Genomic DNA, 15,915 nt, shown 5'->3' on the forward strand with positions numbered 1-15,915 from the left:
TTTAGGTTTCGCGGGTTTTTCGTATGGCTGAGAATTTATCGCGTCTGCCTTGCATGACAGCATTGATTTGGCCGCCGATCAAAAGCAGCATCGCGGAAATATAAAGCCACAGCATCATGAGGATAATCCCCCCGATGCTGCCGTATGTAGCTGAAAAATTCCCGAAATTATTGATATAAGTTGAAAATCCGAATGAAATAATAAGCCAGCCAACCGTCGTAAAGGCAGCACCGGCCAGTACACTCCGGACGTCCAATTTGACGCTCGGTGCAATCCAGTAAATGACCGAACAGACAAGGAAAATGATTAGGAATGGAATAGTGTATCGAATAACTCCCCATAATTCCAGAAAACCTGCTTCCAGTCCCAAATAGCTGAAAATGAGAAGCCCTACTTGGCGCCCAAAAATCGGCAGCACTAATGCGACAATCAAAATGAAAATCATCAGGATGGTCAACAAAATCGACATGCCGCGCGTCACCAATAACGAGCGTTTTTCTCCCACTCCGTAAGACTGGTTCAAGGATTTAATCAATGAATCCATACCGAGGCTGGCCGACCAGATGGTCGCAATCAGACCGAATGACAGCAAGCCGCTGTTTTGGTTGGTCAGTATCTCGTTGAGCGTCTCTTCAATCAAGATATAGATTTCATCCGGCACCACTTGAGTCAGGAATTGATAGACCTGATCTTTTTTCAAGTTCAAATAGGGCAACAACGTAATCAGAAAGATAAGCAGCGGAAAAATGGATAACAGGAAAAAGAACGCTAATTGCGCTCCCAATCCTAAAACATCCATATCGGCAACCCGTTTTTTCAGTTCTTTCAAGAATCCTTTGCCAGTGGTAACATCGTACTTGGCATCGAGGTTATTTAAACGTTCTTTGGTTGCTTTCGTGTCGTTTTCCATATTTTCAGGCTCGATTTGACTTAAGCCTTTTTTGAAGAATTGGTCGATGAATTAAAGCTGTTAGAAGAATTTCCAGTTCCTGTTGTGCTTGACGAGCTGTTATCATTCCCAAGAGAAGTTGTCGGCGATGGGTTATCTTCTTTTAAAGCAGAAGCTACATCATCTTTCGTTTCAACGATAGCGTCTTTTGTTTCAGTGAAAGCTTGCTTCGTTTCAAGCGCCATTTCTTTTACTTGTGGAGTAAGCCCTTTTAGTTCATTCACTTTTTCGCCTACGTAAGATGCATCTTCTGAAATGCGCGAGTATAAGTTCTGTACTTTTTCAGCTTGCTGTTTCGCTGTGGAAACCAACTCTTCACGATTTTGCGCATAATATTTCGCGTTGCTCGAAAGGTTTTTCGATTTGTTCATGACATCATTTCTCGTGTTGCGATCGAATAACGATACGATAACTCCTAGTGCTGCTCCTACTAATAATCCTTGCAATAATTTGTTTTGGCTCATTGTGTATTCCTCCTAGTGTAATTGTAGTACTTGCGTCTATTGTGGTTTTTTCCCTCTTCATCTGAAAACTAAACTTTCATGTCTGTTTATTTTTCAGAAAAAGCTTGACTCTTCGTTTAATATTTCGGAATATTAACTCTAAAGGTGGTGAGCATTCGACTGTCCACGATACGACTTAACTACATAAGGGGGAAGATTCAATGGAACAATTAGAATTATTTTTAGGAGAAGTCAGCGGTTTTGTGTGGGGTCCCCCGCTTTTGATTTTATTGGTGGGAACCGGAATTTACTTGACCATCCGCCTTGGGCTGCTGCAAGTGCGCTTGCTGCCTTACGCACTGAAACTGGTTTTCACAAAGAACCAGGACAAGGAATCCGTCGGCGACATCACGCATTTCCAGGCCCTCTCCACCGCCTTGGCTGCAACTGTCGGTACCGGTAATATCGTCGGTGTTGCAACAGCTGTTGTACTTGGCGGACCGGGAGCTGTGTTCTGGATGTGGCTATCTGCATTCTTCGGAATGGCCACGAAATACGGCGAAGCAGTATTAGCCGTCAAATACCGCGTCACCGACGCCAATGGCCAAATGGCCGGCGGACCGATGTATTACCTTGAGCACGGGCTGAAACAAAAATGGCTCGGCGTCTTATTCGCTATTTTCGGCGCGATTGCCGCATTCGGCATCGGCAACGGCACTCAGTCGAACTCTGTAGCTGCCGTTGTGCGCGATACATTCAGCGTCCCTACTTGGATCACTGGACTTATTTTAACGGTCTTTGCCGGCGCAGTCATTTTGGGCGGCATCAAAACAATCGGTAAAGTCACTTCTTATTTTGTTCCATTCATGGCACTTTTCTATATTATCGCTGGTATGGCCATCATGGTCATGAACCTTGAATTGATCGGCCCGGCATTTGCGACGATCTTCAGCGCAGCCTTCACAGGCGAAGCGGCTGTCGGCGGAGCAATCGGTGCCGCTATCCGCTACGGCGTTGCGCGCGGCGTCTTCTCCAACGAAGCGGGCCTCGGATCTGCACCAATCGCGGCTGCGGCTGCGAAAACGGATATGCCTGGCCGCCAGGCTCTCGTGTCGATGACGCAAGTATTTATCGACACGTTGATCATCTGTTCGATTACAGGCGTTACCATCGTCATGTCCGGCTTGTACATGGATGATGCCTATGAAGGTTCTGCATTGACGACAGCCGCTTTCGAACAATTCCTCGGACCGGTCGGACCGATCATCGTAGCAGTCGGATTGATTTTCTTCGCTTCTTCAACGATTATCGGATGGTCGTATTACGGCGAGAAATGCTTCCAGTATCTCTTCAAAAACCCATCGCTGTTAATTGTTTACCGCATTGCGTTCATCGCAATGGTATTCGTCGGCGCGACCGTATCACTTGATGTAATCTGGATGTTCTCGGATATCATGAATGGGTTAATGGCACTTCCTAACTTAATCGGATTGCTTGGTTTGTCCGGCGTCATCGCTTTGGAAACAAAACGCATCGTCGCAAAAATCAAAGAAGAAAAAGCAGCAGCGCAATCTGGCAATTGACATTTTTTTTGAACAGTGAAATGATGGGTTATACCTTATCGAAAGGCAGGAACCCATCATGGATCTTTCAAAACAATCCAACGAAAATGTTTCGTACATGATTGAAGAGATAAAAACGAAATTGCGCATGGTCAACGTCGATGCGATGAAGCCTGAACATTTCAACGCTTCCCAGTATGAAGACTTGAAAGAATTATACGAAATGGTCGCGAGCCGTGAAAACATCACGCCGAACGAAATGCAGGCCATCGCCAAAGAACTTGGTTCGTTGCGCAAATAAAAAAATCCCTTGTTATCCAAGAACCACTTGGAAAGCAAGGGATTTTTTATTTTGAATACTGGACGATGTACCAGCTGCCTTCTTTAATGACCGTGTGAATACCAAGAAGCTTCAATCCCGCTGTCTCCCCCCACTCGGCAAGCTCTTCGCGTGTCGGCAGGCGGTACAGGTTATCAAAGGATGAGAAAAAGCTGTTGAAGACGTTGGCAAATGGCGGATCGTCGACGCTGCCGGCGATTGGCGTAACGACCGAGAATATCCCGCCTTCTTCAAGCCAGCTTGCCAATTCCGTAAATAGTGCCTCGCGTTTTTCCAGGTCAATGTAATGGATGACGTTATTCAGCATCACCATATCGTATTGCCGCTCCGGTTGATAATGCCATAAATCTGCATTGACGATTTCGATATTGGCATCATCCTGGGTCAGCTGCTCGGCTTTTTCTGCAACTGCCGGACTGATTTCAATGCCCGTGAAATGGGTGTCGGGAAAACGTTTGGCAAGCTTCTTGATATAGCCCGCTTCTCCGCAGCCGATATCCAACACTTGTTTAAATTCATTGTCCCGAATCTTTTTCGACATTTTCGGCATCGCCAGGACTTCCAGCAGCCTGCTCGTTTCAGCGACTGTCGGTGCATGCTTTTCTTCGTCAAAATGGCTTCGGCTTTTCTCCCGCATCATTTCCGGGTATTGGAGCAGCGTCGGAATATGCAATTCCATCATTTCTTTCAATAGAACGCCCGACGAGTTATTGCCTTTTGGCTTAGGCAGCTTCCAGGCATTCGCGATTTTGTAGCGTCCTCTTCCCGCTTCTTTCAAATGGCCGATCGACAAACCCACCATAATCCATTGTTCCAGCAAATCTTCATCCAGCTGCAGGGCATCCGCCACATCGAATTTGCTCATCGGCCGCCCGAAAGCTTTGAACAAATCCAGCTCGTAGCCGACATAGGCGTGCCAGCTCGATAAGAATGGCTCGTTCCGCTTCATATACATTCTTGCTGTAATCATTTTCATCACATCTATCATTTAAGTCCCTCCACTTTCCACGGATAATCATCATTCTTGGTGTAGTATTTCAATTCTTTCATATCGGGCTTCAAATCAGTGGTTCGGACCGGCATGAACCCGCCTTGGATAATCCGGTCGCGGAAATTCTCTTTCCACATCCCAAGGCCGGAAACATTCAGCATTTGTTTAAAGTGGAGTACAGAATCTTCTTCCATGCGCTCAAACGTCTTTTGGCGGAAATAGCTTACCGTCTTGAAGGGAAATGAATAGGCGAGCGCCGCCAAGTGGCTGAGCTGGATGACGTGTTCAGCCCGCCGGTACCTGACTTTCTCGTACCATGTCAGATTGTCATCAGAAGCATCACCCTGTTCAAGCATGTCGGCCAATAGCTCTCCTAAGACATCCGCATCCTGGATCGCCATATTCATCCCTTCCCCTGCCATGGGATGAACCGCATGGGCAGCGTCTCCGATAATCACTTTATTGCCTTTTACATACGAAGGCGCGTGGTACATCACAGGTATCATCAGCTGGATTTTCTTCCAGTCTTTCAATTGCTGGACATAACCGTCCACGGCTGGCGCCAAATCTGTATAAAGTTTATGAAAATGGCTGATGGGCTTTTTTTTCAGCTCCTGGTAATCGCCTTCAGGTATCAGATAAACGCTGCGCACTTGCTGGTCGGGCAATGGAAAGAGACCGAGGAACCGATTGTACGTGGAGATGATTTTGCCATCCCTGAAGTTTTCCGCTCTCGGAAAAGTGACTGTCAGGAAATGATGGTTGTAGAGCGTCTGCTTCACTTCAATGCCCATATCTTTGCGCGTTACCGATGTGCGCCCTTCTGCGCCGATGAAATAATCGGCCTCGACTTCGAACTTGTCATCGCCTTTTTGCAAAATCGCCGCTTTTTCCGTAAACCCTTTGCAGGCGGTGCCGCTGTAATAATGGAAATTTTCGTATTCTGCTGCGGCATCTCGCAGGACTTTCTTCAACTCTTCGTGGTGAATCATATAAGCCGCATCGTATTTGCCGGGCAGCACGCTGTAATCCATATATGATTGGTCCCTTACTTTCAGGGAACTTGATAATTCCAGCATATCGAGCACTTTGATTTCATTGGCGCTTGAATGGATAGCATCGAACAGGCCAAGGCGGTCGAAAATCTGCATGCTTTTCGGCTGCAATAATTCACCTTTATATACAGGGGTCTTATTCGTCAGCCGCTCAGCCACTACGACATCTACGCCCCTTTGGACAAGCTTTAGGGCAAGTGTCAAACCTCCCACTCCGCCGCCACTGATAAATACATCTGTTTTCATGCATTTCAGCTCCTTGTTTTTCTGTACCCGTTAAGCCATCCAATGAAAACACGAAAACCCTCTGTTTATGCAAAAAGAAGCCCTCTTTTGGAGGGCTTCCCGTAAATCGATTCCTATAGCCTATTTAGTTCTACAGCCAATTGCGCGCCGACTTGAGCGTTGTATTTCACCAATTCAATGTTTGCGACCAAGCTCGATCCGCCCGTCAGTTCTTTCACTTTGCCAAGCAGGAATGGCGTCACTTCTTTGCCTGCTATGCCTTGCGCCTTGGCTTCCGCCATTGCCTGTTCGATAATCCCGGAAATGAACGACTCTTCCAGCGCATGCTCTTCAGGTATCGGATTGGCGATAACCGCTCCGCCTTCAAGCCCAAGATCCCATTGCGCTTTGAGGACATTAGCCATCGTAGCCACATCGTCTGCACGGAACGTCAAGTCAAATCCACTGTCACGTGTATAGAAAGCCGGCATTTTATCCGTTTGGTGGCCGATGACCGGAACACCTTTCGTTTCGAGGTATTCGAGCGTGAGCCCGATATCCAAAATCGATTTCGCGCCTGCACAAACAACCGCTACGCTCGTTGAAGCCAATTCTTCAAGGTCCGCTGAGATATCCATTGTCGTTTCGGCACCGCGATGAACGCCGCCGATTCCACCAGTTGCGAATACACGGATGCCTGCCAGCTCAGCACAAATCATTGTTGCTGCAACTGTAGTGGCACCCAATTTTTTCGTCGCGATCAATTGGCCGATGTCGCGGCGAGATACTTTCGCCACGTCCGGGCTATTGCCCAAAAGTTCCAATTCGTCATCGGATAAACCGATTTTGATTTTTCCGTCCATGATGGCAATTGTTGCTGGCACTGCCCCGTTGTCACGGATGATCGCTTCAACGATTCGCGCTGTTTCAACGTTTTGAGGATACGGCATGCCGTGTGAAATAATCGTGGATTCGAGTGCCACCACCGGCTGCTTGTTGTCCATTGCCTGTTGTACTTCAGTTGAATAGGTAATCATGTCTGCTAATTTTGTCATGTTCGTTCCTCCAGTTCTCGCTGTAATTGTTCAGCGGATAAATCGCTGCGCACAGTCAATGCGCTTTGCAGGGTTTTCGCCGCATTGGCAAGCCCTGCTTCAATATTGCTGTTGAATGGCTGCCCGTTCAGGTAACTGTGGATGATTCCGCTGGAAAAAGCATCGCCCGCTCCTGTCACTTCTACGATAGCGGGCACCGGGTGCGCCGCATAATGGCGGACATTGCCGCCTGTTCCAGCCATTACGCCTTCCTTGCCGCCTGTGACCACGACATGTTCAGCACCGAGACGCATGAGCTCTTCAACTGCTTGCCGCCATTGCTCTTCTGTTGAAATAGAACGATCCAAAAAGCGGCCAGCTTCTCCGCGATTTAAAATCAGCCACGTAATGCCAATCAAATCCTTGCCCAAGCGGTTCATTTTCGGTTCTGAAACCGGAATGATGGCAAAAGGGATCCTCTTGGATTTCGCCAGCTTATGGATTTCATCCAGTGTGTCAGCCGGACAATTCAAATCCGACACAATAAAACTAGCTGACAACAGATCTGCTTCGCTGCGGCGGATGTATTGGGGCGTCATGGCGTCATAAATCGCCATGTCCGCCATTGCGATGACCATTTCACCTCCGGGCTCCAGTACTGCCGTATAAGTGCCCGTCGACAAAGCAGCGTCCACTTTCGTCAATTCCGTGTTCATAAATGATTTGGATGCTTCTTCTATCAAGTTCCATTCCGGATCATTTCCGGCGATTGACATGAGCTTCACCGAATGGCCGAGGCGCCCAAGGTTCTCAGCGATGTTGCGCGCCACACCGCCAATGCTGCGGCTGACGCTCGCCGGATTGGAAGTTCCCATCTGCGCCGCATGCTCCAAACGGAATTTGCGGTCCACGTTCGCGCCGCCGATGCAAATCACCGTATCTTCTTCTGGCAGAATATACGCACGTCCCGCAATCTTCCTTTGCTTGATCAATCCGGAAATCAGATTCGCCACTGTCGGCCTCGAAACACTCAATTGCTCAGCCATTTCCTGTTGGGATAAATACGGGTTTTTCCGAATCAATTCCAGCACTTCGATTTCCTTCTTGTTCACATTTCCACCTCCCGAACAAACATTTGTTTATAATATAAACTTTTATAATTTATTTTGCAAGTTATTTATTTCCGCCTTTTATTGCCAAAACATTGCCATGGCAATCTGAAAATTGCTAAAATGGGAAGGATGAAAGGGGAGATTCAATTGACATCATTTGAACAAAAATTGACGCGTTACGCAGAACTCGCAATAAATGTAGGGGTTAATATCCAAAAGGATCAGGAATTATACATAGTTGCAGCATTGGACGCAGCACCATTTGTCCGCGTGGTTACGAAAAAAGCATACGAGGCTGGTGCTAAACAAGTTTATGTCGACTGGCTTGACGATGAAATTACACGCGTCCGCTTTGAACTGGCGCCGGAAGATTCATTTTCCGATTACCCTGCTTGGAAAGTCCAGGAGCGCGAAATTCTTGCCGAAAGAGGCGCTGCTTTCATGAGCATCGTTTCCCAAAGTCCGGACCTTTTGAAAGGCATCGATTCAAAACGCATCGCAGCCAACCAAAAAGCGACAGGAACGGCGTTGAACAAATACCGCCAATACGTCCAATCCGATAAAATCAGCTGGACCGTTCTTGCAGCACCATCAAAAGCATGGGCTGCCAAAGTCTTTTCCGATTTGCCAGAAGAACAGCAAGTCGATGCCTTATGGGATGCCATCTTCAAAGCAGTGCGGGCTGACCTCGACAATCCTGTGGAAGAATGGATCAAGCACGATGAATTGCTTCACACCAAAGTGGATTACCTGAACAGCAAAAAATACGCGAAATTGCATTATACTTCACCGAACACCGACCTTGAAGTCGCTCTTCCAAAAGGTCATTTATGGTGTGGAGCCGGCTCGATCAATGAAAAAGGCGACAAATTCATGGCAAATATGCCGACTGAAGAAGTCTTTTCCGTTCCTGAAAAAACAGGCGTAAACGGCTTTGTGTCCAGCACAAAACCATTGAGCTATGGCGGCAACATCATCGACGATTTCAAAATCACATTCAAAGACGGCCGCATCGTTGAAGTCACAGCTGCCGAAGGCGAAGAAGTTTTGAAGGAATTGGTGGCCACGGATGAAGGTTCGCACCATTTGGGCGAAGTGGCGCTTGTGCCCCACCATTCACCGATTTCCGATTCAAATATTTTGTTCTACAACACATTATTTGATGAAAATGCCTCTAACCATTTTGCCATCGGCAGCGCCTACGCATTCTGCCTGGAAGGCGGCAAAACAATGTCACCGGATGAACTAACGGCGCATGGCTTGAACCAAAGCATCACGCATGTCGACTTTATGGTCGGTTCTGAGAAAATGGACATTGACGGCATTCTAGAGGACGGCACGCGCGAGCCTGTTTTCCGCGGAGGCAACTGGGCTTTTTAAGTATCGCTAATTCGACACTTAATTTTTCCCAGTTTATCATGTATACTAAATATTGATAATGACAGTTTAGAGAGGAGTTATCACTATGTTATATGGCGTTACAGTAACCCTCGGGTTTATGGTTGTAATCTTCCTGTTCTTTTTCACTTTGATGTACTTTTTGCGCAAAGAGCTTCATACTCATGATGCAGAACACGTTGATCCACTTCCAGAAAAAAAATATTAATAAAAAACACCGCTTCTCACTGAGAAAGCGGTGTTTTTTATTAGTATGAGCTACTATATAAATTGAATTAATGATTTCGGTTATCGATATTCCACAAAACAGCTTCGCTTGCCGCGGGCTCGCTCCCAAGCCTCCTCGGTCGCTACGCTTCCTTCGGGGTCTCGAGAGTCTCGCTATTCCGCAGGCGTCTCCGCTGTTTTGCTCCATATCGAAAAATATCTTGGCGCCGGCGCGGCTTCGGACTGGGCGAAGCAATAAGACGAGTGGTTTTCTCGGCTTATTGCGGGAGCCAAGGAGATGGCCAAATGAAATTTGGACCATTTCCTTTGCGACGAGCTTGCGCAGGAGCAATCGTCTTTGCTCTGTCCAAAGCGCCGAAGCGGCATATTTGTGCTAATTCTTAATTTCAGCTTATATAGTTGAAATTTATAAATGGTCGATATTCCGTAAAACAGCCCCGATAAAACATATGCTCCTGTCCCTGTCCCTGTCCCTGTCTCTGTCTCTGCAACGCTGCGCTAGCTTCGGGACATGTAAGTGCGTTGAAGCGAAATGAAAAGGAATACTTCAATTTCAAGTTTGTCTAAAAACAGCGAATTCTTCCTAAAAAAGCGGTGTTTTTTATTGTTTCGATATAATTTATTTATTACAGTTCAACATCAATTATTTTACAGCAGGATGACAATATATGCCTTTATACCCTATAAAATGGCTTCTTTTCCAACATAAGACCTTTCTTATGTATCATTTTCTTGTTTCGTTCTTTTTACCGCATTTTTTACGTGGTAAAATGCAAAATGGTACTTGTTTATTATTAGGAGGAGTTTAGGCATGTTTTCTTCAACAGATATTGGAATTGACTTAGGAACAGCGAATATTTTAGTATACACAAAATCAAAAGGCATAATTTTAAATGAACCTTCAGTGGTTGCTTTAGATACAAAGACTGGCCGCGTTATTGCGATTGGCGAAGATGCAAAAGCCATGATCGGCAAAACGCCAGGTTCAATCCGTGTTGTGCGCCCATTAAAAGATGGCGTTATCGCAGATTTCGATGTCACTACTGAATTATTGAAAATGGTTATGCAAAAAGCGGCTAAGCAAATGGGCACTTCTTTCCGCAAACCGAATGTGATGGTTTGTACACCGTGCGGCGCTACTTCAGTAGAACGCCGAGCTATACACGATGCAGTTAAACAAAGCGGCGCGAAAACCGTTCATTTGATTGAAGAACCGGTAGCAGCAGCAATCGGCGCTGACCTTCCTGTCAGCGAGCCGATCGCCAGCGTTATCGTCGATATCGGCGGCGGCACAACAGAAGTCGGCATCATCTCTTTCGGCGGCGTCGTATCTGCCAACACAGTAAAAGTTGCCGGCGATCGCATGGACGAAGATATTATCCAATACGTCCGCAAGCATTATAACGTGTTGATTGGCGAGCGCACTGCCGAGAATGTCAAAAAAGAAATTGGCTATGCCCTAGTTCCCCATAAATCAGAAACCATGGAAATCCGCGGACGCGACGTCATGACGGGCCTTCCAAAAGTGGTTACACTGACTTCCACTGAGATTCAGGAAACATTGAAAGAATCACTTCTTTCCATTCTTGAATGCATCCGTGCAACACTAGAAAACTGCCCGGCTGAATTGTCAGGCGACATTGTCGACCAAGGTGTTGTGATTTCAGGCGGCGGCGCATTGCTGAAAGGCATGCAGCAATGGCTGTCACAAGAAATTTCTGTTCCTGTGCACATCGCACCACAACCGCTTGAGTCTGTTGCAATCGGTACTGGCCGTTCACTTGTCATGCTAAGCAAACTTGAAAAAATTTCACGCTAAACACATGCAGCCCGGAAGCTTATCGCTTCCGGGCTTTTTTATCTATTCGACAACTTAAAAAGCCCCTTAACTTATTGTTTCTAATGGCGAATAAAATTTATTGGCGTAAATGTTTTTTACTTTTCCAGCATAGTTTTAGTCGTTTTTTTCAGAAATTTGTTCTAAACTGGAGAAAAGAGCTTTAAGGAGGAATATACCATGTCGATGCTTGAACAGATTTTGGAATACAATCAAGAGTTCGTTGAGAAAAAAGAATATGAACAATACATCACGACAAAATTCCCTGATAAGAAAATCGTCATTTTGACTTGTATGGATACCCGGCTATTTGAAATGCTGCCGAAAGCCATGAACTTAAAAAATGGCGATGTGAAAATCGTCAAAAGTGCTGGAGCTGTTATCAACCACCCTTTCGGCGGAATTATGCGCAGCCTTTTCGTAGCAGTTTATGAATTGAATGCAGACGAAATCTATATTATCGGACATTACGATTGTGGCATGTCCGCTATCGACCCACAATCGATTCTAAGCAAAATGAAGGCGCGGGGCATTGAAGAAGAGACCATTGAAATGATGAAGTATTCTGGAGTGGACCTTGAAGAATGGTTCCGTGGCTTTGACGATGTAACAGAAAGCGTTCGCCACAGCGTCCAAATGGTCACGAATCATCCGTTGATGGACAACACGGTCCCGGTCCACGGCTTGGTGATCGATCCAACCACCGGCAAATTGGACTTGATTGTAGACGGCAATAAAAAATAAAATTATTTTTTCAATTCACAAAACCGCTAAGGAAACTTCCCTTAGCGGTTTTGTGCAGCCATTTTATTTTTTAAAATAGATATAATCAAGCGGGATCCCACCAAAGCCGAATTGGCGGAGAAACGACGTTACTTGTCCGCGATGGTACGATGCATGATTAATGACCGTGAACAGCATTTCTTCCCGCGAATTGCTGAAATCGATGCCGCGCATATTCTGGAAGTCCAGCGTCTCTTGCCATTGTTCTTCATTGAGCGACGCAAAATACAAGTCCATTTCAGCGTGCAGCAAGCTAAAAGCTTCGATGGCTTTTTCCACTGTCGAGACATCAAAATTCTCAAAAGCCGGTTTCGGATTCCCCATCATGCGCTGCAGCCAAAGCTTCTCGACGCCGATTACATGTTTTGTCGTCTCTTCTATCGAAGCGAATGAATTCTCCCCTGTCCGTGCATAGAGATCTTCACCGCACGATTGAACATGCTTCAGGCATTCAGCAGTCGCCCATTGGTGATAGGCAAAAAGTTTGTTTCGATCCATGTCGAATCCTCCCTTTCGTATTGTCTATTCCCAGAACCAGCGGGCAAGTGTGTTCCGCCACTTTTTATAGGCGGCCTTGCCCTTTCAAAACTCCCTTTCAAGCAAAGCGTATTGGTAATGGTCTTCCCATTCTCCATTGATATACAAAAATTCTTTAAGCAGGCCTTCGCGCTGAAAACGCGATTTTTCAAGTACCCGCACCGATCCGGCATTGCGCGGCGAGACATACGCCTCGATGCGGTGAAGTCGCAGTTCTTCAAAGCCGAATGTCAGCACAAGCCCGACCGCTTCAGTAGCGATGCCCTTGCCCGTTGCTGATTCATCTATTGAATACCCGACAAGTGCACTCAGGAACGGCAGCCGCTTAATGCCATAGATGGAGATATGGCCGATCATTTTATTGGTGGCCACTTCAAAAATGCCAAAACTGTACTCCCGGTTTTCACGTGACTGGTATATGGATTCCCGGATCTTCTCGCGCTGCACCATGGCCGTGAAATAGCTGTCCGGATGGCGCGGTTCATAAATTGCCCAGTATTCGCGGTTGCGCAGCAGCAACTGGACAATTTCATCCGCGTCTTCAACTGCCAAGGTCCGGATATAACAAATGCGTCCCTCGAATCTCAGCTTCATATCAATCCACAGATGAAGTCAGAGCGTTGAATTCCTCAGCGTCTTTCACGCACAGGGCAATCCCTTTTTCCCAGAATGCCGGCTGCGTAATATCTTCGCCAAGGTGCTTCAATGCCAGGTCTTCAGCGGTCATAATCGCCGTATCCCGGAGCAATGCCATGTATTTCTCTTCGAAATCCGCTCCTTCTTCCAGTGCTTTTGCGTAGATGCTCAACGAGAACAAATAGCCGAACGTGTACGGGAAGTTGTAGAATGGCACATACGTGATATAGAAATGCAGCTTCGATGCCCAGAAATGCGGATGGGTCGATTTCAATCCGCCGGCAAATCCTTCTTTTTGCGCTTCTTCCATCAAGCTATTCAAGCGGCTCGCTGAAACAACGCCTTTTTTGCGTTCTTCGTAAAAGCGCGTCTCAAACAAGAACCTCGAATGAATGTTCATGAAAAACGCGACACTGCGTTGGACTTTATCTTCCAGCAAAGCGATTTTTTCATCTTTTGACTGTGCATTTTTAACAGCCGCGTCCGCTACAATCATCTCAGCGAACGTTGAAGCCGTCTCTCCGACGTTCATTGCGTAAGAACGGTTCAAAGGGTGCACTGGCCGCAGCGCGTGTGTATGGAATGCGTGTCCCAGTTCATGGGCAAGCGTAGCCACGTTCGACATCGAGCCGCTGTAGGTCATGAAGATACGGGACTCTTCAGTCATGGGCAGCCCGGTACAAAATCCTCCTGGCCGTTTGTTCGGGCGGTCTTCCGCTTCGATCCACCCCTGTTCAAACGCTTTCAAAGCGAATTTTTGCAATTCAGGACCGAAATTCCCGAAATGCTCCAGAATGAAATCTGCGCCTTCCTGGTAGGTGAATTGATGGGTACTTGCTGTTACCGGCGCATCGACGTCGTACCAGTCAAGGCCATCTTTGCCAAGCAGTTCGGCTTTGCGGTTTAAATACTCGACGAATGGCTGTTTATGTGCGGCAATCGCTCCCCACATTGCATCCAGCGTTTCTTGCTTCATGCGGTTCATATGGAGCGGTTCTTGAAGGACATTGTCCCAGCCGCGTTTTTTATAAACTTCCAGGCGGAAACCGGCAATCGAGTTTAATGCTTTCGCAAAAAAGTCTTCTTTTTCCGTCCATGCCTGTTCAAGTTTGTCGTACGATTCCTGGCGCACAGCCGGATCTTGGTGCGAACTCAGATTATTGGCCTGGCCAACGGACAAGGTTTTTTCTTCCCCATCGACTGCCATCTTGATTTTAATATCGCCAACAAGCATGTCGTATAATTGGCTCCAGCCGTGGTAGCCATCCATGCTCAATGCTGTAATGAGATTCTCTTCTTTTTCGGAAAGCAGCATATTCGCTTCTTCCAGCCACTCGTTCAAGACAAAGCTGAATTCATGAAGCTCTTCAGTTTCCAGCAGCTGCGTCCAGACGCGGGCTTCCGTTTTCGTCAAGTCTTTCTGGATTTTCTGTAATGCAGACTGGAACCGCGCCGACAAGGCAGCGGACTCGCTCTGCAGGATGGCCGCTTTTTTGTCTTCCGTATTCTGTGCCATCAAGCAGCCGATAAAAGCGCCCGATTGGCGAAGCTGCTGCATGAGTGATTTCACATCATCTAATAAGGCGGAAATCCGCCCTGCCTCTGCTGCTGAAGAAGGCACTTCGAATTGCTGTGCCGTCGTTTCAAATCGCTCTAATTCCACTTCTGCTTCGTTGATATGTGAGCGCAATTCTGCTGAATCGCTGCCGCCCGGGAAAAGTACATCCAAATCCCACACTTCCGGAAATTTCACCGTCATTATTTTTCCCCCTGGTAAACTAAATTTTCTAAAAACACTTATTAGTATACCATTATTATTCGATTGGCAAAGGATCTCTTCCAGCAGAACCCACTGGAAATTTGTGCGAAAAAGTGTCCGAACATTTCACAAAGCGCTTGTTTTATTGATTTTTTTGGAAATTCCGTTTGTTGTACGAAACGCAGGCAGTTATACTTAAATGAGAGGAGGGATCTCTTATGGTTCGAATATTGCTGATGACATTGGCATTCTTAGCTGTCGTCACACTTAATGCCTTGGCGAATATTCTGCCGCTGAACGGACAAACCACCGGCGATATTTCCAATCGGCTGCCCGTCCTGTTTACGCCTGCTGGCTATGTATTTTCTATTTGGTCCGTCATTTATATCTTGCTGGCTGCCTGGATCATCGGGTTTTGGGTACGTTGGAAAAAAGGCGAGCTGCCTTCATATAAAGTCACATTATTTTTCACCTTAAGCGCCGCCTTCAATATCATTTGGCTGCTGCTCTGGCATTACGAGTTTTTCGCGTGGACGCTTGCCGCAATGGCCGGCTACCTGATTTCACTCATTGCGCTTTATCTGCAGTACAGCAACGAAGACCGGTCATGGACCGGGCGCCTGCCGATATCCGTCAATATGGGCTGGATCAGTGTCGCTACCATCGCCAATGTCAGCTACGTGCTCACTTTCTATAATTGGGGCGGCTGGGGCCTCAGCGACCAGTTATGGGTGGTCATCATGCTGACAGTGGGAACCGCTCTTGCGCTCCATATCCGCTTTCACCATTACGACATTCCATATGCTGTGGTTTTCATCTGGGCCTTCATCGGCATCGCTGTAAAGCATGGTACGGATGAACTCCTGGTGACGACGGCTTCGCTGTTTCTGAGCGGCGTTATTTTCACAGGTATTCTATTGATCAAAAAACGGTCTTGAACCGACTAGCTATGAACCCGTTTGGACTCCGTTCCATACGGGTTTTTTGCACAATAAAACGCACTGGAATCTATTCCGGTGCGTTTTG

15 protein-coding genes are annotated in these 15,915 nt (G+C 46.8%); 6 read left to right on the top strand and 9 right to left on the bottom strand.

Annotated elements, in window-relative coordinates; genetic code table 11:
- Position 1 precedes the first annotated feature (1 nt).
- Positions 2–910, bottom strand: coding sequence for a YihY/virulence factor BrkB family protein (locus tag QMA09_RS11535; protein ID WP_135505163.1), 909 nt, complete (start codon positions 908–910; stop codon positions 2–4).
- A gap of 20 nt (positions 911–930) precedes the next feature.
- The gene (locus tag QMA09_RS11540) at positions 931–1,413 is read right to left on the bottom strand and encodes a YtxH domain-containing protein (protein ID WP_135505165.1); all 483 of its coding nucleotides are present in this window, start codon (positions 1,411–1,413) and stop codon (positions 931–933) included.
- Between the two features lie 200 nt (positions 1,414–1,613).
- Between QMA09_RS11540 and QMA09_RS11545 the strand changes: the two genes are divergently transcribed.
- On the top strand, positions 1,614–2,975 hold the full coding sequence (locus tag QMA09_RS11545; RefSeq protein WP_135505167.1) for an alanine/glycine:cation symporter family protein: 1,362 nt from the start codon (positions 1,614–1,616) through the stop codon (positions 2,973–2,975).
- 58 nt (positions 2,976–3,033) lie between these two features.
- Positions 3,034–3,255 carry a DUF1128 domain-containing protein gene (locus tag QMA09_RS11550; RefSeq protein ID WP_135505169.1) on the top strand — a complete coding sequence of 74 codons (222 nt, stop codon included), beginning with the start codon at positions 3,034–3,036 and terminating at the stop codon, positions 3,253–3,255.
- A gap of 46 nt (positions 3,256–3,301) precedes the next feature.
- On the opposite strand, the gene QMA09_RS11555 is transcribed toward QMA09_RS11550, so the two are convergent.
- The 4 genes from QMA09_RS11555 to QMA09_RS11570 form a co-directional block, all read right to left on the bottom strand.
- A complete protein-coding gene (locus QMA09_RS11555; RefSeq protein WP_135505171.1) occupies positions 3,302–4,282 on the bottom strand; it encodes a class I SAM-dependent methyltransferase in 981 nt (326 codons plus the stop codon).
- Complete coding sequence (locus tag QMA09_RS11560) at positions 4,279–5,586, bottom strand: FAD-dependent oxidoreductase (protein ID WP_290213225.1); 1,308 nt, start codon at positions 5,584–5,586, stop codon at positions 4,279–4,281. The genes QMA09_RS11555 and QMA09_RS11560 overlap by 4 nt, the downstream gene beginning before the upstream one ends.
- Before the next feature lie 113 nt (positions 5,587–5,699).
- Entirely contained in the window at positions 5,700–6,602 is a 903-nt protein-coding gene (locus tag QMA09_RS11565; protein ID WP_277751550.1) for a pseudouridine-5'-phosphate glycosidase, read from the bottom strand.
- Positions 6,603–6,616: 14 nt separating this feature from the next.
- Positions 6,617–7,711, bottom strand: coding sequence for a carbohydrate kinase (locus QMA09_RS11570; RefSeq protein WP_290213227.1), 1,095 nt, complete (start codon positions 7,709–7,711; stop codon positions 6,617–6,619).
- A 147-nt stretch (positions 7,712–7,858) separates the two neighbouring features.
- Here QMA09_RS11570 and QMA09_RS11575 point away from each other — a divergent pair, with 147 nt between their 5' ends.
- From QMA09_RS11575 to QMA09_RS11585, 3 genes are all read left to right on the top strand, one after another.
- Entirely contained in the window at positions 7,859–9,091 is a 1,233-nt protein-coding gene (locus tag QMA09_RS11575) for an aminopeptidase (RefSeq protein WP_290213228.1), read from the top strand.
- 1,057 nt (positions 9,092–10,148) lie between these two features.
- On the top strand, positions 10,149–11,156 hold the full coding sequence (gene mreBH / locus QMA09_RS11580) for a rod-share determining protein MreBH (protein ID WP_135505181.1): 1,008 nt from the start codon (positions 10,149–10,151) through the stop codon (positions 11,154–11,156).
- Between the two features lie 198 nt (positions 11,157–11,354).
- Complete coding sequence (locus tag QMA09_RS11585) at positions 11,355–11,918, top strand: beta-class carbonic anhydrase (protein WP_135505183.1); 564 nt, start codon at positions 11,355–11,357, stop codon at positions 11,916–11,918.
- A gap of 63 nt (positions 11,919–11,981) precedes the next feature.
- Here QMA09_RS11585 and QMA09_RS11590 read toward each other — a convergent pair whose 3' ends face one another.
- The 3 genes from QMA09_RS11590 to QMA09_RS11600 form a co-directional block, all read right to left on the bottom strand.
- On the bottom strand, positions 11,982–12,455 hold the full coding sequence (locus QMA09_RS11590; protein WP_290213229.1) for a DinB family protein: 474 nt from the start codon (positions 12,453–12,455) through the stop codon (positions 11,982–11,984).
- Positions 12,456–12,539: 84 nt separating this feature from the next.
- Positions 12,540–13,088: a GNAT family N-acetyltransferase gene (locus QMA09_RS11595; RefSeq protein WP_135505187.1), complete on the bottom strand. Its 549-nt coding sequence runs from the start codon at positions 13,086–13,088 to the stop codon at positions 12,540–12,542.
- A 1-nt stretch (position 13,089) separates the two neighbouring features.
- Entirely contained in the window at positions 13,090–14,889 is a 1,800-nt protein-coding gene (locus tag QMA09_RS11600; RefSeq protein ID WP_290213230.1) for a M3 family oligoendopeptidase, read from the bottom strand.
- Positions 14,890–15,107: 218 nt separating this feature from the next.
- On the opposite strand from QMA09_RS11600, the gene QMA09_RS11605 reads away from it, so the two are divergent.
- Positions 15,108–15,827: a tryptophan-rich sensory protein gene (locus tag QMA09_RS11605; protein WP_290213231.1), complete on the top strand. Its 720-nt coding sequence runs from the start codon at positions 15,108–15,110 to the stop codon at positions 15,825–15,827.
- The last annotated feature ends 88 nt before the right edge of the window (positions 15,828–15,915 follow it).

It is taken from the genome of Planococcus sp. APC 3906, from assembly GCF_030407685.1.
In the GTDB taxonomy this organism is placed as follows: domain Bacteria; phylum Bacillota; class Bacilli; order Bacillales_A; family Planococcaceae; genus Planococcus; species Planococcus koreensis.